This window comes from Paraburkholderia sp. GAS448, assembly GCF_050435685.1.
GTDB lineage: Bacteria > Pseudomonadota > Gammaproteobacteria > Burkholderiales > Burkholderiaceae > Paraburkholderia.
Window position 1 is genome coordinate 1 of record NZ_JBNDKT010000070.1, and the last position, 18,261, is coordinate 18,261.

Annotated in this window: 13 protein-coding genes, 1 tRNA gene and 1 pseudogene; all 15 read right to left on the reverse strand. The window is 59.1% G+C overall.

Features of this window, described 5'->3' with window-relative positions; all coding sequences use genetic code 11:
• Window positions 1-233, reverse strand: a 233-nt coding sequence (locus P3T23_RS44970; RefSeq protein ID WP_429322478.1) for a GTP-binding protein, incomplete at its 3' end; no start/stop codon positions are given.
• 48 nt (window positions 234-281) lie between these two features.
• Window positions 282-2,384: an elongation factor G gene (gene fusA, locus P3T23_RS44975; RefSeq protein WP_429322479.1), complete on the reverse strand. Its 2,103-nt coding sequence runs from the start codon at window positions 2,382-2,384 to the stop codon at window positions 282-284.
• A gap of 134 nt (window positions 2,385-2,518) precedes the next feature.
• The gene (gene rpsG / locus P3T23_RS44980; protein ID WP_006053291.1) at window positions 2,519-2,989 is read right to left on the reverse strand and encodes a 30S ribosomal protein S7; all 471 of its coding nucleotides are present in this window, start codon (window positions 2,987-2,989) and stop codon (window positions 2,519-2,521) included.
• A gap of 178 nt (window positions 2,990-3,167) precedes the next feature.
• Window positions 3,168-3,548, reverse strand: coding sequence for a 30S ribosomal protein S12 (rpsL, locus tag P3T23_RS44985; protein WP_035935550.1), 381 nt, complete (start codon window positions 3,546-3,548; stop codon window positions 3,168-3,170).
• 210 nt (window positions 3,549-3,758) lie between these two features.
• Complete coding sequence (recQ, locus tag P3T23_RS44990; RefSeq protein WP_429322484.1) at window positions 3,759-5,606, reverse strand: DNA helicase RecQ; 1,848 nt, start codon at window positions 5,604-5,606, stop codon at window positions 3,759-3,761.
• Between the two features lie 192 nt (window positions 5,607-5,798).
• On the reverse strand, window positions 5,799-10,037 hold the full coding sequence (rpoC, locus tag P3T23_RS44995; RefSeq protein ID WP_429322480.1) for a DNA-directed RNA polymerase subunit beta': 4,239 nt from the start codon (window positions 10,035-10,037) through the stop codon (window positions 5,799-5,801).
• Window positions 10,038-10,058: 21 nt separating this feature from the next.
• Window positions 10,059-14,165, reverse strand: coding sequence for a DNA-directed RNA polymerase subunit beta (rpoB, locus tag P3T23_RS45000; protein ID WP_429322481.1), 4,107 nt, complete (start codon window positions 14,163-14,165; stop codon window positions 10,059-10,061).
• A gap of 369 nt (window positions 14,166-14,534) precedes the next feature.
• Window positions 14,535-14,909, reverse strand: a complete 375-nt coding sequence (gene rplL / locus P3T23_RS45005; protein ID WP_133661218.1) for a 50S ribosomal protein L7/L12 — start codon at window positions 14,907-14,909, stop codon at window positions 14,535-14,537.
• A 63-nt stretch (window positions 14,910-14,972) separates the two neighbouring features.
• Window positions 14,973-15,470, reverse strand: a complete 498-nt coding sequence (gene rplJ / locus P3T23_RS45010; protein WP_133661219.1) for a 50S ribosomal protein L10 — start codon at window positions 15,468-15,470, stop codon at window positions 14,973-14,975.
• Window positions 15,471-15,773: 303 nt separating this feature from the next.
• Window positions 15,774-16,472 (reverse strand): 50S ribosomal protein L1, encoded by a 699-nt coding sequence (rplA, locus tag P3T23_RS45015; RefSeq protein ID WP_429322482.1) that lies wholly within the window; start codon window positions 16,470-16,472, stop codon window positions 15,774-15,776.
• Window positions 16,473-16,904, reverse strand: a complete 432-nt coding sequence (gene rplK, locus P3T23_RS45020; RefSeq protein ID WP_042329781.1) for a 50S ribosomal protein L11 — start codon at window positions 16,902-16,904, stop codon at window positions 16,473-16,475.
• A 147-nt stretch (window positions 16,905-17,051) separates the two neighbouring features.
• A complete protein-coding gene (nusG, locus tag P3T23_RS45025) occupies window positions 17,052-17,609 on the reverse strand; it encodes a transcription termination/antitermination protein NusG (RefSeq protein WP_133651182.1) in 558 nt (185 codons plus the stop codon).
• Between the two features lies 1 nt (window position 17,610).
• A complete protein-coding gene (secE, locus tag P3T23_RS45030; protein ID WP_429322483.1) occupies window positions 17,611-17,991 on the reverse strand; it encodes a preprotein translocase subunit SecE in 381 nt (126 codons plus the stop codon).
• A 35-nt stretch (window positions 17,992-18,026) separates the two neighbouring features.
• Window positions 18,027-18,102 (reverse strand) — tRNA-Trp (locus P3T23_RS45035).
• A gap of 65 nt (window positions 18,103-18,167) precedes the next feature.
• Window positions 18,168-18,261, reverse strand: a pseudogene (locus P3T23_RS45040) (elongation factor Tu); the annotation flags it as partial.

Below are 18,261 nucleotides of genomic sequence, written 5' to 3' on the forward strand. Positions count from 1 at the left end.
GCATAGTGGCGGTTCGCCGTTTCGTATTCCACGTGCGCCGTGTTGATCGTGATACCGCGTGCCTTTTCTTCCGGCGCCGCGTCGATCTGGTCGTATGCCTTCGCTTCACCGCCGAACTTCGCGGTCAGAACCGTCGTGATCGCTGCCGTCAGCGTGGTCTTGCCGTGGTCAACGTGACCAATCGTGCCGACGTTCACGTGCGGCTTGGTCCGCTCGAATTTACCTTTAGCCATGTTTCTCTTCTTTCAAAAAAGTTGAATGGGATGTGACGTGTCGCCTGCTTACTTCGACTTCGCGTTGATGATCGCTTCGGAGACGTTACGCGGCGCTTCGGAGTAGTGCTTGAACTCCATCGTGTACGTCGCACGACCCTGCGTCAACGAACGCAGCGACGTCGAGTAGCCGAACATTTCCGACAGCGGTACTTCTGCGCGGACGATCTTGCCGCCGCCAACCATGTCGTCCATGCCCTGAACGATACCGCGACGACCCGACAGGTCGCCCATCACGTTGCCCATGTAGTCTTCCGGCGTTTCGACCTCGACGGCCATCATCGGCTCGAGAATAACCGGGCTCGCCTTGCGCATTGCTTCCTTGAACGCCATCGAACCGGCCATGCGGAACGCGTTTTCGTTCGAGTCAACATCGTGGTACGAGCCGAACGTCAGGTGAACCTTCACGTCAACGACTGGGAAGCCTGCCAGCACGCCAGCCTTCAGCGTTTCCTGGATACCCTTGTCGACTGCCGGGATGTATTCACGCGGAATCACACCGCCCTTGATTTCGTCCAGGAACTCGTAGCCCTTGCCTTGCTCGTTCGGCTCCAGCGTGATGACCGCGTGGCCATACTGGCCGCGACCACCCGACTGCTTGACGAATTTGCCGTCGACGTCTTCCGCCTTGCTGCGGATCGTTTCGCGGTAAGCCACCTGCGGCTTGCCGACCGTCGCTTCGACGCCGAACTCACGCTTCATCCGGTCGACCAGAATTTCGAGGTGCAGCTCGCCCATGCCCGAAATAATGGTTTGCCCCGATTCCTCGTCGGTTTGAACGCGGAACGATGGATCTTCCTGAGCCAGACGATTGAGCGCCAGACCCATTTTTTCCTGGTCCGGCTTCGTCTTCGGCTCAACAGCCTGCGAAATCACCGGTTCCGGGAAAATCATGCGTTCGAGCACGATCGGGTTTTGCGGATCGCACAGCGTGTCGCCGGTGGTCGCGTCCTTCAGGCCAACTGCCGCAGCGATGTCGCCTGCGCGCACTTCCTTGATTTCTTCGCGCTGGTTTGCGTGCATCTGCAGAATACGACCCAGACGCTCCTTCTTGTCCTTCGTCGCGTTCAGCACGGTGTCGCCAGAATTAACGACGCCGGAATACACGCGGAAGAAGATCAGCTGACCGACGAACGGGTCGGTCATGATCTTGAATGCCAGTGCCGCGAACTTTTCGTCGTCAGCAGCGCGGCGCTCACCCTTTTCACCGTTTTCGAGTTCGCCGGTAACCGGCGGGATGTCAATCGGCGACGGCAGGAAATCGAGCACGGCATCCAGCATCCGTTGCACGCCCTTGTTCTTGAAGGCGGTGCCGCACAGCATCGGCTGGATTTCGCAAGCGATCGTCCGGTCGCGCAAACCCTTGATGATTTCCTCCTCCGTCAGCTCACCCGACTCGAGGTACTTGTTCATCAGATCTTCGCTCGACTCAGCCGCAGCTTCGACCATCTTTTCACGCCATTCATTGCACGAGTCGACGAGTTCCGCCGGAATCTCTTCGTACGAGAACTTCGTGCCTTGGGACGCTTCGTCCCAAATGATCGCTTTCATTTTTAGCAGATCAACGACGCCCGTGAACGTTTCTTCAGCGCCGATAGGCACCACGACCGGAACCGGGTTCGCCTTCAGACGCAGCTTCAGCTGGTCGTAGACCTTGAAGAAGTTCGCGCCGGTACGGTCCATCTTGTTGATGAATGCGAGGCGGGGAACCTTGTACTTGTTTGCCTGGCGCCACACGGTTTCCGACTGCGGTTGCACGCCGCCCACTGCGCAGTACACCATGCATGCGCCATCGAGCACGCGCATCGAGCGCTCCACTTCAATCGTGAAGTCAACGTGGCCCGGGGTGTCGATGATGTTGATGCGGTGTTCAGCGCGATCGCCTGCCATGCCCTTCCAGAAGGCGGTCGTAGCAGCGGACGTGATGGTAATACCACGCTCCTGCTCCTGCTCCATCCAGTCCATTGTTGCTGCGCCGTCGTGCACTTCACCAATCTTGTGGTTCACGCCGGTGTAGAACAGGATGCGCTCGGTCGTCGTCGTTTTGCCGGCGTCGATGTGAGCGCTAATACCGATATTGCGGTAGCGCTCGATAGGTGTCTTGCGAGCCACTTTGATCCTCTATTGGGATGGCGCGATGCGAAAAGATACTCATCGCGCTGTAACACAAACGGGCGAGGCGCTTTGTAAGCGCACCCGCCCGGAATTTCTTTCCGATTCCTTCAGCTAACCCGGGGCCGGGACACTTAGAAACGGAAGTGCGAGAACGCCTTGTTGGCTTCTGCCATCCGGTGAACTTCGTCGCGCTTCTTCATCGCGCCACCACGGCCTTCGGCCGCTTCGCTCAGTTCACCTGCCAGACGCAGGGCCATCGACTTCTCGCTGCGCTTTTTCGCAGCCTCGCGCAGCCAACGCATCGCCAATGCCATACGACGCGACGGACGCACTTCGACCGGAACCTGATAGTTCGCACCACCAACGCGACGGCTCTTCACTTCGACCACCGGCTTCACGTTGTTGAGCGCTACCGTGAACACTTCCAGCGGGTCCTTGCCACCCTTGGTCTGGATCTGTTCAAAAGCGCCGTACACGATACGCTCGGCAACCGACTTCTTGCCGGAGAGCATCAGCACATTCATGAACTTGGCTACATCTACGTTACCGAACTTCGGATCCGGCAACACTTCCCGCTTGGGAACTTCGCGACGACGCGGCATGTTTCTTCCTTTACCTTTTCAGTTGGAGCTATTTCAGCCCCGCGGCCACCAACTAACCCGATTCATCTCTTACGACTTACCAGCCTGGTCGGGTGACCACTTACTCGACAGCACCGGCGAATCCGGCACCACCGCCATTACCGCCCTTTCAGGCGACTTGAAACTTCTGACCGGCAGCTTACTTGCCGGCCTTGGCACGCTTCGCACCGTACTTCGAGCGAGCCTGCTTACGATCCTTGACGCCCTGGGTATCCAGCGAGCCGCGAACCATGTGGTAACGCACACCCGGCAAGTCCTTCACACGGCCGCCGCGAATCAGCACGACCGAGTGTTCCTGCAGGTTGTGGCCTTCACCACCGATGTACGAAATCACTTCGAAGCCGTTCGTCAGACGCACCTTGGCGACCTTACGAAGTGCCGAGTTCGGCTTCTTCGGCGTCGTGGTGTACACACGGGTGCACACGCCGCGACGCTGGGGGCAGTCCTGCAAAGCCGGGCTCTTGCTCTTCACTGTTTCCGAAGCGCGGCCTTTGCGAACCAGTTGATTGATGGTTGGCATTGTTTATTCCTGAAATTGAACAAAATCGACGCATCTGTTTCCGGGCAAAGCAGAAACGACTGCGCATCGAACTCCGATCCCCGCACGCATGCTGCGAATTGACTTCGCGTCCAAGCATTCCAAGAACCGGAACCTAGCATGATATTCCGAAAATGCTAAGGGAGTCAACAGCTTGCGAGGATTTGCGCCTCCGCCGGTAGCTGGTCCGTGTCAATCGGCGCCGACGACTTCGAGCAATTCCTCACCGAACCGGTCGAGTTTGCGAGCGCCCATACCCGGAATGTGGCGCAAATCATCTATCGTTCCCGGATCGCTGCGCGCGATTTCAGCGAGCGTGGCATCGTGAAAAATCACGTAAGCGGGCACACCGTCGCTTTTGGCGGTTTCGGTCCGCCATGCGCGTAGTCGCTCCCAGCGGGCTCGCTCGCGCGGGCCCATGCCGAGCGTCGGATCGGCGCGTTCACTTGTACGGCCCGACGACTGGCGGGTCCGGACAGGCTTTACGTAGCGGCGCAGGGTGACCTTCTGTTCACCCTTCAGTACCGCTTTGCTCGCCTCGGTGAGCACAAGGGAGCCGTAGCCCTCGTGATCCACTGTCAGAAAACCGAATGCGACCAGTTGCCGGAAGACGGCACGCCATTCCGGTTCCGAAAGCGCCGCGCCGATACCAAATGTACTCAGCTGGTCGTGTCCGCGCTGCAGAATCTTCTCACTGCGATTCCCGCGCAGGATGTCGATCAGGTGGCCGGCGCCGAAATGGAAACCGCTCGCGCGCTGCGCCCGGAATACGCACGAAAGGGCCATCTGCGCTTCACGTGTCGCGTCCCATGCGGCCGGCGGCTCAAGGCAAGTATCGCAGTTGCCGCAGGGCTGACTCGATTCACCGAAATAGGCGAGCAGACGCACCCGCCGGCACGATGCCGTTTCGCACAAACCGAGCAACGCGTCCAGCTTGCCGGTCTGAACGCGCTTGTGGGCATCGTCAGCGTCGGATTCGTCGATCATCTTGCGCTGCTGCACGACATCCCCGAGACCGTACGACATCCAGGCGTTCGCCGGCATACCGTCGCGACCGGCGCGGCCGGTTTCCTGGTAGTAGCCTTCGACGCTCTTCGGCAGATCCAGATGCGCGACGAAACGAACGTCGGGTTTGTCGATACCCATACCAAAAGCGATCGTTGCACACATGACGATCCCCTCTTCCCGCTGGAACATCTCCTGGTGTTTCTGACGGATTTCGAACTCCATTCCGGCGTGATAGGGCAACGCGCGCACGCCCTGCCCCTTCAACCAGTCGGCGGTTTCCTCCACCTTGCGGCGCGACAGACAGTAGACGACGCCAGCGTCGGTCGTTCCGTCTGGCTTCGAATGTTCCGCGCGAATGAAGTCCAGCAACTGCGCACGCGCGTTGTCCTTTTCCGCGATCCGGTATCGGATGTTTGGCCGATCGAAGCTGGACACGAAGATTCGGGCGTCCTCCAGCGCGAGACGCTGCACGATCTCTTCGCGCGTAATCGCGTCTGCTGTGGCAGTCAGCGCAATACGCGGCACCGCCGGAAACCGCTCATGCAGCACCGACAACTGAATGTATTCAGGCCGGAAATCGTGTCCCCATTGCGACACGCAATGGGCTTCGTCGATCGCGAACAGTCCAATGCGCGCCCGCTCGAGCAATTCAAGAAAGCGCGGCGTCATCAAACGCTCTGGTGCAACGTAGAGCAGATCGATCTCACCCTCGCGCAACGCTCGCTCTGTGGCGGCCGCCTCGGCACCGGACAGCGTTGAATTGAGGTAAGCCGCTCGCACGCCGACTTCAGTGAGCGCCGCGACTTGATCCTGCATCAGTGCGATGAGTGGCGACACGACAATACCGGCGCCCAGCCCCGCCTCGCGGCGAACCAGTGACGGAATCTGGTAGCAGAGCGATTTGCCGCCACCCGTCGGCATCAGAACGAGCGAATCTCCGCCGGCCGCGACATGTTCGACGATCTCACCCTGCTGCCCTCGGAATGCGGGGTAACCAAAAACTTCGTTAAGAATTTCGAGGGAGCGGGACATGAAATAGGAAGGAGTCAACCAATTGCCGATGAGGCGGATTTTACCAACGCATTTGGCTCCCGCCCGCACGTCGTGCGAACGTTAGCCAACTGGCCGATAAACGGGAGCAAAAGCGGGCATAAAAAAAGCCGCTCAGTCGAAACTGAGCGGCTTCGCTGGCTGGTGAGGCCAGGCGGCTTGCGCCGCCCGGACTTACTCGCCGGAGTGCTGCTGTTCGGCCGCCGGGGTTTCCGGTGTACCAAACTCGAAGGCCTCTTCGGCCGCGATCTGGTCGAAACGCTCGCGGTCGGAAAGCTCCTTGCTCTTGCGTGCCTTGTGGAACGCGAGACCCGTACCGGCCGGAATCAGACGGCCGACGATCACGTTTTCCTTCAGGCCACGCAGATCGTCGCGCTTGCCCATGATCGCCGCTTCGGTCAGCACGCGGGTCGTTTCCTGGAACGATGCCGCGGAGATGAACGAATCGGTCGACAGCGACGCCTTCGTGATACCGAGCAGTACGTTTTCGTACGTCGCCGGACGCTTGTCTTCCGCGATCATCCGATCGTTTTCGTCGAGCATGTCCGACCGCTCGACCTGTTCGCCCGGGATGAAACGCGTATCGCCGTTGTCCACGATCTGCACGCGACGCAACATCTGACGCACGATCACTTCAATGTGCTTGTCATTGATCTTCACGCCCTGCAGACGATACACGTCCTGCACTTCGTCCACGATGTAACGCGACAGCGCTTCAACACCCTGCAGACGCAGGATGTCGTGCGGATCCGCCGGCCCGTCGACGATCATTTCGCCCTTGTTGACGACCTGACCATCGTGCACCAGAACCTGCTTTTCCTTCGCAATCAGGAACTCGTGCTGGTTGCCCTCGAGGTCCGTGATAACGAGACGCTGCTTGCCCTTCGTGTCCTTGCCGAACGACGTCGTACCCGTGACTTCCGCGAGAATGCCGGCGTCCTTCGGCGAACGTGCTTCGAACAGTTCCGCCACGCGCGGCAGACCACCGGTAATGTCACGCGTCTTCTGCGATTCAGTCGGGATACGTGCGAGCACTTCACCGACCTGCACCTGCTGACCGTCCTTTACCGTGATCAGAGCGCCGACCTGGAAGCCGATCTGCACCGAGTGCTCGGTGTTCGGAATCTTCACTTCCTCGCCGTTCGCGTCGAGCAGTTTCACCTGCGGACGCACGCTCTTCGAGGCCTGCGAACCGCGGCGCTTCACGTCGATCACGACGAGCGTCGAAAGACCCGTCACGTCGTCGATCTGCTTGGCGACCGTCACGCCTTCCTCGACGTTTTCGAACTTCACCGTACCGCCATACTCGGTGATGATCGGACGCGTCATCGGATCCCACGTGGCCAGCTGCGTGCCTGCCTTGATCTGCGCACCGTCGAGCTGCAGCAGCGTCGCACCGTACGGGACCTTGTGGCGTTCACGCTCACGGCCGTGATCGTCGGTGATCATCGCTTCGCCTGAACGCGAGATGACGATCTGCTCGCCCTTCGCATTCGTCACGTAACGCATCGTCGACGTGAAACGGACCGTACCGTTCGACTTGGCTTCAACCGACGAAGCCACTGCCGCACGCGATGCCGCACCACCGATGTGGAACGTACGCATCGTCAGCTGCGTGCCCGGTTCACCAATCGACTGCGCAGCGATCACGCCGACTGCTTCACCGACGTTGACTGACGAGCCGCGGCCCAGGTCGCGACCGTAGCAGGCTGCGCACAGACCATAACGCGTTTCACAGGTAAGCGGCGTGCGCACGCGCACTTCATCGATGCCGAGGCGTTCGATTTCTTCCACAGCGTCTTCGTCGAGCAGCGTGCCCGATTCGTACAGCGTTTCCTGCGTTTCCGGATTGACGACGTCGGCCACCGCAACGCGACCGAGGATACGGTCACGAAGCGCTTCGACAACTTCACCGCCTTCGACCAGGGCCTTCATCGCTACGCCGTTTGACGTACCGCAATCGTCTTCGACCACGACGAGATCCTGCGTGACGTCGACGAGACGACGCGTCAGGTAACCCGAGTTCGCCGTCTTCAGTGCCGTATCAGCCAGACCCTTACGTGCACCGTGGGTCGAGATGAAGTACTGCAACACGTTCAGACCTTCGCGGAAGTTCGCCGTAATCGGCGTCTCGATGATCGAGCCGTCCGGCTTCGCCATCAGGCCACGCATACCGGCCAGCTGACGGATCTGGACTGCGGAACCCCGCGCGCCCGAGTCGGCCATCATGTAGATGGAGTTAAACGACTCCTGACGCGTCTCGTTGCCGTCGCGGTCCGTCACCGGCTCCGTCGACAGCTGCTCCATCATCGCCTTGCCGACCGCTTCAGACGTTGCCGACCAGATGTCGACCACGTTGTTGTAGCGCTCCTGCGCGGTGACGAGACCCGACATGTACTGACGGTCGTATTCCTTCACCTTCTTCGCCGCATCGCCGACGATCGTTTCCTTCTGCGGCGGCACGAGCATGTCGTCAACACAGATCGAAATACCGGCGCGCGTTGCCAGACGGAAACCCGACTGCATCAACTGGTCGGCGAAAATCACCGTTTCGCGCAGACCGCACTTGCGGAATGCCGTGTTGATGAGTCGCGAGATTTCCTTCTTCTTCAGCGGCTTGTTCAGCACCGAGAACGGCAGGCCCGGCGGCAGAATTTCGGAGAGGATCGAACGGCCGACGGTGGTCGCGTACAGTGTGATCTTCGGCACGAACTTCGGCGCACCTTCGGACGTGTCTTCGTTATGGACCATTTCCGTGATCCGAACGTTGACGCGTGAGGCCAGCTCGACTTCCTTGTTTTCGTACGCACGCAGCACTTCGGACACGCCGGTGAACGTCAGGCCTTCGCCCTTGGCGTTCACAGCTTCACGCGTCGCGTAGTACAGGCCGAGCACAATATCCTGCGACGGCACGATCGACGGATCGCCGTTGGCCGGGAACAGGACGTTGTTCGACGCCAGCATCAGCGTGCGCGCTTCCATCTGCGCTTCGAGCGACAGCGGCACGTGAACAGCCATCTGGTCACCGTCGAAGTCGGCGTTGAACGCCGCGCAGACGAGCGGGTGCAGCTGGATAGCCTTGCCTTCGATCAGCACCGGCTCGAAAGCCTGAATGCCAAGACGGTGCAGCGTCGGCGCGCGGTTCAGCATCACCGGATGTTCGCGGATCACCTCTTCGAGGATGTCCCACACGACCGGCGTCTGGTTCTCGACTTCCTTCTTCGCAGCCTTGATGGTCGTTGCGACGCCCATCACTTCCAGCTTGTTGAAGATGAACGGCTTGAACAGTTCGAGCGCCATCAGCTTTGGCAGACCGCACTGATGAAGCTTCAGCGTCGGGCCGACCACGATGACCGAACGGCCCGAGTAGTCGACGCGCTTGCCCAGCAGGTTCTGACGGAAACGACCGCCCTTACCCTTGATCATGTCGGCGAGCGACTTCAGCGGACGCTTGTTTGCGCCCGTCATCGCCTTGCCGCGACGACCGTTGTCGAGCAGCGAATCGACGGCTTCCTGCAGCATCCGCTTTTCGTTGCGGACGATGATTTCAGGCGCCTTCAGTTCGAGCAGACGCTTCAACCGGTTGTTACGGTTGATCACGCGACGATACAGGTCGTTCAGGTCGGACGTCGCGAAACGGCCGCCGTCGAGCGGCACCAGCGGACGCAGTTCGGGCGGCAGCACCGGCAGCACTTCGAGCACCATCCAGTCAGGCTTGATGCCCGAACGCTGGAAAGCCTCGAGCACCTTCAGGCGCTTAGCGTACTTCTTGATCTTCGCTTCCGAACCGGTGTTCTTCAGTTCCGTGCGAAGCAGTTCGACCTGCTCGTCGATGTTGATCGCGCGCAGCAGTTCGCGCACGCCTTCCGCGCCCATTTCCGCACGGAATTCATCACCGTATTCTTCGACCTTGTTGTAGTAATCCTCTTCGGTCATGATCTGCCGCGCTTTCAGCGGCGTCATGCCCGGATCGATCACCACATATGCTTCGAAGTACAGCACGCGTTCGATGTCGCGCAACGTCATGTCGAGCACCATGCCCAGACGCGACGGCAGCGACTTCAGGAACCAGATGTGCGCAACTGGCGAGGCCAGTTCGATGTGACCCATCCGTTCGCGACGCACCTTCGCGAGCGTCACTTCAACGCCGCACTTTTCGCAGATCACGCCACGGTGCTTCAGGCGCTTGTACTTGCCGCACAGACATTCGTAGTCCTTGATCGGCCCAAAGATCTTCGCGCAGAACAGACCATCGCGTTCCGGTTTGAACGTGCGGTAGTTGATGGTTTCCGGCTTCTTGACTTCACCGAACGACCACGAACGGATCTTGTCCGGCGAGGCCAGACCGATCTTGATCGCGTCAAAAACTTCTTCTTGTTGGACTTGCTTGAATAGATCGAGCAGAGCTTTCATTGCCTTCTCTCCGTAGTCCGATTAGTTGCGGTCGAGGTCGATGTCGATACCGAGCGAGCGGATTTCCTTCACCAACACGTTGAAGGATTCCGGCATGCCAGCGTCGATCACGTGATCGCCCTTGACCAGGTTCTCGTACACCTTGGTCCGGCCTGTCACGTCGTCCGACTTCACCGTCAGCATTTCCTGCAGCACATACGATGCGCCGTACGCTTCGAGCGCCCACACTTCCATTTCACCGAAACGCTGGCCACCGAACTGCGCCTTACCGCCCAACGGCTGCTGCGTCACGAGCGAGTACGGTCCAGTCGAACGCGCGTGCATCTTGTCGTCGACCAGGTGGTGCAGTTTCAGGTAGTGCATGTAGCCGACCGTGACCGTACGCTCGAACGCTTCACCCGTGCGACCGTCGTACAGGCGCACCTGGTTCTTCGACGGCGTCATGCCGAGGTTCTTCGCGATGTCGTCCGGGAATGCCAGATCCAGCGCGCGCGACATTTCTTCTTCGGTCGCACCGTCGAACACCGGTGTCGCGAACGGCACGCCTTCGCGCAGATTCTTCGCCAGTTCGACGATTTCGTCGTCCGAGAAGCTGTCCAACTCTTCGGAGCGGCCCGACTCGTTGTAGATCTTGGTCAGGAATTCGCGCAGTTCAGCAATCTTCGCCTGACGCTGCAGCATTTCGCCGATACGCCAGCCGAGACCCTTCGCGGCCCAACCCAGATGCACTTCGAGAACCTGACCCACGTTCATCCGCGACGGCACGCCGAGCGGATTCAGCACGACGTCAGCCGGACGGCCATCGGCCATGTACGGCATGTCTTCGATCGGCACGATCTTCGACACCACACCCTTGTTACCGTGACGGCCGGCCATCTTGTCGCCAGGCTGCAGGCGACGCTTCACAGCCAGATACACCTTGACCATCTTCAGCACGCCCGGCGGCAGTTCGTCGCCTTGCGTGAGCTTCTTGCGCTTTTCTTCGAAGGCGAGGTCGAACTGGTGACGCTTCTGTTCGATCGAGTCCTTGATCGCTTCGAGCTGTGCCGCTGCTTCTTCGTCCGCGAGGCGGATGTCGAACCAGTGGTAGTGATCCAGATCCTGCAGATAAGCCTGCTCGATCTTCGTGCCCTTCGCGAGCTTCTTCGGACCACCGTTCGCGACCTTGCCGTCGAGCATACGTGCGAGACGCTGGAACGCATCGCCTTCCACGATACGCAACTGGTCGTTCAGGTCGAGGCGATAACGCTTCAGTTCATCGTCAATGATCTGTTGCGCGCGCTTGTCGCGCTGGATGCCTTCACGCGTGAACACCTGCACGTCGATCACGGTGCCGCTCATGCCCGACGGCACGCGCAGCGACGTATCCTTCACGTCCGAAGCCTTCTCGCCGAAGATCGCGCGCAGCAGCTTTTCTTCCGGCGTCAGCTGGGTTTCGCCCTTCGGCGTGACCTTGCCGACCAGCACGTCGCCCGCTTCGACTTCGGCACCGATGTACACGATGCCCGACTCGTCCAGACGGCCGAGTTGTACTTCGGCCAGGTTCGAGATGTCGCGCGTGATTTCTTCCGGTCCGAGCTTCGTGTCGCGAGCGACGACGTTCAGTTCTTCGATGTGGATCGACGTGTAACGATCGTCAGCCACGACCTTTTCGGAGATCAGGATCGAGTCTTCGAAGTTGTAACCGTTCCACGGCATGAACGCGACCAGCATGTTCTGGCCGAGAGCCAGTTCACCGAGGTCGGTCGATGCACCATCTGCCAGCACGTCGCCACGCGACACGATATCGCCGACCTTTACGATCGGGCGCTGGTTGATGTTCGTGTTCTGGTTCGAACGCGTGTACTTGATCAGGTTATAGATATCGACACCCACGTCGCCGGCGACTGCTTCGTCGTCGTTCACGCGAATCACGATACGGCCTGCATCGACGTAGTCGACGACGCCGCCGCGGAATGCCTGAACCGTCGTACCCGAGTCGACCGCCACCGTGCGTTCGATACCCGTACCGACCACGGCCTTTTCAGGACGCAGACACGGCACAGCCTGACGCTGCATGTTCGAGCCCATCAATGCGCGGTTCGCGTCATCGTGCTCGAGGAACGGAATCAGCGATGCAGCCACCGACACGATCTGCGACGGCGCCACGTCCATGTACTGGATGCGGTCCGGTGTAACCATCAGCGTTTCACCCGCTTCACGCGACGAAACCAGTTCGTCGGTGAGCGTGCCATCGTCGGCCACCGCCGCGTTCGCCTGAGCGATCACGTAACGGCCTTCTTCGATCGCCGACAGGTAATCGATCTGATCGGTCACCTTGCCGTCCGTCACCTTGCGATACGGCGTTTCGAGGAAGCCGTATTCGTTCAGGTGCGCATACAGTGCCAACGAGTTGATCAGGCCAATGTTCGGACCTTCCGGCGTTTCAATCGGGCACACACGGCCATAGTGGGTCGGGTGCACGTCGCGGACTTCAAAGCCAGCGCGCTCACGCGTCAGACCGCCCGGGCCAAGTGCCGAAACACGGCGCTTGTGGGTGATTTCCGACAGCGGGTTGGTCTGGTCCATGAACTGCGACAGCTGCGACGAACCGAAGAACTCGCGGATCGCCGACGAAATCGGCTTCGAGTTGATCAGGTCGTGCGGCATCAGGTTTTCGCTTTCAGCCTGACCCAGCCGCTCCTTCACCGCGCGCTCGACGCGCACGAGACCGGCGCGGAACTGGTTTTCCGCCAGTTCGCCTACACAACGCACACGACGGTTGCCCAGGTGATCGATGTCGTCGACTTCGCCCTTGCCGTTACGCAGTTCAACGAGGATCTTGATCGTCGCGAGGATGTCGTCATCCTGCAGCGTCATTGGCCCAACGATTTCGTCACGGCCGACTCGGCGGTTGAACTTCATACGGCCGACCTTTGACAGGTCGTACGCGTCTTCGCTATAGAACAGACGGTTGAACAGCGCCTCGACCGCTTCTTCGGTCGGCGGTTCGCCCGGGCGCATCATGCGGTAGATGGCAATGCGGGCAGCCATGCGGTCTGCGGTTTCGTCGATGCGCAGCGTCGACGAAATGTACGGACCTTGATCCAGATCGTTCGTATACAGCGTCTGGATATCCTTGACCTTCGCTTCGCGCAGCTTTTCGAGAACGGTTTCGGTGATTTCGTCGTTCGCGTTCGCAATGACTTCACCGGTTTCACCGTCGACGACGTTTTTCGCGAGCACGCGGCCGAGAAGATAATCTTCGGGAACCGAAATGAATTTCGTCTTCGCGTTTTCGAGGTCGCGAATGTGCTTGGCGTTGATCCGCTTATCCTTCTGGACAATCACGTTCCCATCACGATCCGTAATGTCGAAACGCGCGACTTCACCACGCAGACGCTCCGGCACGAACTCCATCTGCGCGCCTTCCGGCATCAGCGTGAAGTTATCGAAGACGAAGAAGTTTGCGAGGATCTGTTCCGGTGTGAGGCCGATGGCCTTCAGCAGGATCGTGACCGGCATCTTGCGGCGACGGTCGACGCGGAAGTACAGCACGTCCTTCGGGTCGAACTCGAAATCGAGCCACGAACCGCGGTAAGGAATGATACGTGCAGAGAACAGCAGTTTGCCCGAGCTGTGCGTCTTGCCCTTGTCGTGCTCGAAGAACACGCCCGGTGAACGGTGCAGCTGCGAAACGATCACGCGCTCCGTGCCGTTGATGACAAACGAACCGGTCGGCGTCATGAGCGGAATTTCGCCCATGTACACTTCCTGTTCCTTCACTTCCTTGACGACCGGCTTGCTCGGCGATTCCTTGTCGAGCAAAACCAGACGTACCTTCGCGCGCAGGGCCGAACAGTACGTCAAACCCCGCTGCTGACATTCCTTGATGTTGAATGCCGGCGGCGACAGCATGTAGCTGACGAACTCTAGACGAGCGAAGCCGTTGTGAGAAACAATGGGGAAAACCGACGTGAACGCCGCTTGCAGACCTTCCGGCTTGCGTTGCGTCGATGACGTGTCTGCTTGCAGAAACGTGCTGAATGATTCAAGCTGGGTAGCCAGCAGGAAAGGAACCTGGTGAACGATGGGGCGCTTCGCAAAACTCTTGCGAATACGCTTCTTCTCGGTGAAGGAATATTGCATACGATCTCCGAATCACGGCGGGCATTGTTGTCGAGGCAGGATACCTTGATGAGACAACCCGAGTGTTCACCGACTGAGACCCGATGGCCGTCCGATGGCTTGAACGAGCCTAGAAGCTTGGTGGTTGGCCGCTACCAACCGCTGGCTGACGGCAGCGGATGCCTATGTTGCCCGCTACCCGACCAAACTTGCCTTCTGCAGTCGCTTCAGAAGACAAAGAGAAACGCCAGTCAACATTACCGAAAGGCGGTTTTCTTTGGCTTCTAGGGCTACGTTCTTGCTGAATTAACCACGCAAAAACGACGCGCCCACAAAGCACAAAAAGGCCGGCGGTGGAAAACCGCCAGCCTTCGCACAGCGCGCTGAAACTTACTTGATTTCAGCCTTCGCGCCTGCTTCTTCCAGCTTTTTCTTGGCTTCTTCAGCTGCAGCCTTGGCAACACCTTCCTTAACAGGCTTCGGTGCACCGTCGACCAGGTCCTTCGCTTCCTTCAGGCCGAGACCCGTCAGTTCGCGGACAGCCTTAATCACCGAAACCTTGTTCGCGCCGACTTCCGTCAGGTTGACCGTGAATTCGGTTTGCTCTTCAACTGCAGCAGCAGCGCCGCCGCCAGCCGGGCCTGCCACTGCAACAGCAGCTGCCGACACGCCAAACTTTTCTTCGAACGCCTTGACCAGTTCGTTCAGTTCCAGAACCGACATCGAGCCTACGGCTTCGAGGATGTCATCTTTTGCGATTGCCATTTGAAATACTCCTAATTTGAATTCGGATACAGCCAGCGATCAATTACGCCCAACTGAAATGCGTTAAGCAGCTTCGCTCTGCTTCTTTTCTGCCAGCGCGGCGAGAGCGCGCGCAAAGCCGGAAACAGGTGCTTGCATAACGAACAGCAGCTTGGAGAGCAGTTCCTCGCGACTCGGGATGTTGGCGAGCGCTTGCACGCCAGCCTTGTCCATCACCTTGCCTTCGTAGGCACCAGCCTTGATGACCAACTTGTCATTGCCCTTTGCGAAGTCGTTAACAACCTTCGCAGCAGCAATGGCATCTTCCGAGATGCCGTAGATCAGCGGACCGGTCATCTGCTCAGCCAACGGAGCGAACGGAGTACCTTCGACAGCGCGACGCGCCAGCGTGTTCTTCAACACGCGCAGGTACACCTGTTGCTCGCGCGCTTTCGCGCGCAGCTTGGTCAGATCGCCAACCGCAATCCCACGATACTCAGCCAGAACGACGGTCTGGGCTTTCGCGACTTGCGCGGAAACCTCAGCGACGACGGCCTGCTTACTTTCTTTGTTGAGTGGCACGGTTAGCCTCCAGATTCGATACACGCAGCGTGCGCCTTGTGTACCGCGTTCAACAACGGCGTCCGACGTGTCAGGAGTATTTCGGCCAGCTGGGTGTTCGCATCGCTGCGGACGACAACCGGCGTCACCACTACAAAACTATTTCGGGTTCGCCATCTGCGTTGGCGTTGCATTAAGGGAGCGCCTGCCTGCTGCGATCCCACCAACGGTCTTTGATAACCGGTCGGTCGATGCATCCTGCCATCTCACGACCGCCCAAAGCCCTTAAATCTGCCCAGGCTCGCGCCAGGGCAGAGAATCTTTTTACTGTGCGGTCAGCGAAGCCTGATCGACGCGAACACCCACGCCCATCGTGCTCGACAGCGCGACCTTACGCAGGTACACGCCCTTGCTCGTAGCCGGCTTGGCCTTTTGCAGCGCGTCGACCAATGCGTTCAGGTTCGTACGCAGAGCAGTCGGTTCAAACGAAGCGCGGCCGATGGTCGCGTGGATGATCCCTGCCTTGTCGACGCGGAATTGCACCTGACCAGCCTTGGCGTTCTTCACCGCAGTCGCAACGTCCGGCGTGACCGTGCCGACCTTCGGGTTCGGCATCAGGCCGCGGGGACCGAGAATCTGACCGAGCGTACCGACAACGCGCATCGTGTCCGGCGAAGCGATCACGATATCGAAGTTCAGGTTACCGGCCTTGACCTGTTCAGCGAGGTCTTCCATGCCGACGATTTCCGCGCCAGCGGCACGAGCCTGCTCGGCCTTTTCGCCTTGCGCAAACACAGCGACGCGGACCGACTTACCCGTTCCGGCCGGCAGAACCACCGAACCACGCACGACCTGGTCCGACTTCTTCGCATCGATGCCGAGTTGCACTGCGACGTCGATCGACTCATCGAACTTCGCGCTCGCGCATTCCTTCACCAGCGACAGAGCCTCGTCGATCGCGTACAGTTTCTGACGGTCCACCTTTTTTGCAAATGCTTGCAGACGCTTTGAAAGCTTAGCCATTTACACGCCCTCCACGGTGATGCCCATCGAGCGGGCGCTCCCAGCGATCGTTCGGACCGCTGCATCCAGATCAGCTGCCGTGAGATCCGGCATCTTGGTCTTGGCGATGTCTTCAGCCTGCGCACGGGTGATCTTGCCAACCTTGTCGGTATGCGGCTTGCTCGAGCCCTTGTCGATCTTCGCTGCCTTCTTGATCAGCACGGTAGCCGGTGGCGTCTTAAGAACAAACGTGAAGCTCTTGTCCGCGAATGCGGTGATCACGACCGGAATCGGAAGACCCGGCTCCATTGCTTGAGTCTGCGCGTTGAACGCCTTGCAGAACTCCATGATGTTCAGACCACGCTGACCCAAGGCCGGACCGACCGGCGGCGACGGGTTGGCTTTACCTGCAGGAATCTGCAGCTTGATAAAGCCGATGATTTTCTTTGCCATTTTGAAAACCTCGTTGGAACGCGTTCGCGTTCGGTGAGTAGTAACGCGCTTTCGCCGGATGGGTCACTTGCGCTCCTCAACGGTCATTACGCGGACCGTAAGCGCGAAGACGGATCGGGCCACGTGGCACGATCCGCAAAACCTAGGTTACAACTTCTCGACTTGGCCGAATTCCAGTTCCACCGGTGTGGCGCGACCGAAAATCGTGACGGAAACACGGACGCGCGACTTCTCGTAATTCACTTCTTCTACGCTTCCATTGAAATCCGTGAACGGACCATCCTTCACGCGGATCATCTCGCCTACTTCGAACAGGGTCTTTGGACGCGGCTTCTCCACGCCTTCCTGCATCTGCGACATGATCTTCTCGACTTCCCGAGGGGAAATCGGGCTCGGACGGTTGCGTGCGCCGCCCACAAAGCCGGTCACCTTTGCAGTGTTTTTTACAAGATGCCACGTTTCGTCGGTCATTTCCATTTCGACGAGCACATAGCCCGGAAAGAAACGGCGTTCTGTCACCGACTTGTGACCGCCCTTTACCTCGACGACTTCTTCTGTCGGGACAAGAATCTGGCCAAATTTGTCTTGCATGCCGGCGCGCTCAATGCGCTCCTGAAGCGCACGCTGCACGCTTTTCTCCATGCCTGAGTACGCGTGCACGACGTACCAACGCTTACCGCTCGGGGATGCCGGAGTATCACTCATGTCATTTCCAACCCAGAATCACCGAGAAAATCGCCCATTCAATGGATTTATCGCTAATCCAGAGAAACAGCGCCATAACGAGCACGAACCCGAATACCACCAAGGTCGTTTGAGTCGCCTCTTTGCGAGTCGGCCAGACGACCTTGCGGACTTCCTTGTACGAGTCCTTGGCGAATGCGATGAACCCTTTGCCGGGAGCAGACACAAGACCGACTGCCGCACCCGCAATCGCGCCAACAGCCAGTGCCGCGCCGCGGATGTACCATTCCTGACCGCTGAGCCAGAAGAACCCCACGAACCCGGCCAAGACCAACAATACGCCCGCGACGAGCATCAGCTTGTCGCCGGAAGTATTTACAGTTTCGACGGAAGGATTCGCCATAACACCTTAACGAGCGCCATATACGGCGCGAGAGTTGGCAGGGGCAGAGGGAATCGAACCCCCAACCTTCGGTTTTGGAGACCGACGCTCTGCCAGTTGAGCTATACCCCTAAACCATTTTGGGGCTGACGACACCGCCAACCCCGAAACAACCGATCAACGAGAACTAGCTGGCTTTACTCGATGATCTTGGCGACGACACCGGCGCCGACGGTACGGCCACCTTCACGGATGGCGAAGCGCAGGCCTTCTTCCATCGCGATCGGCGCA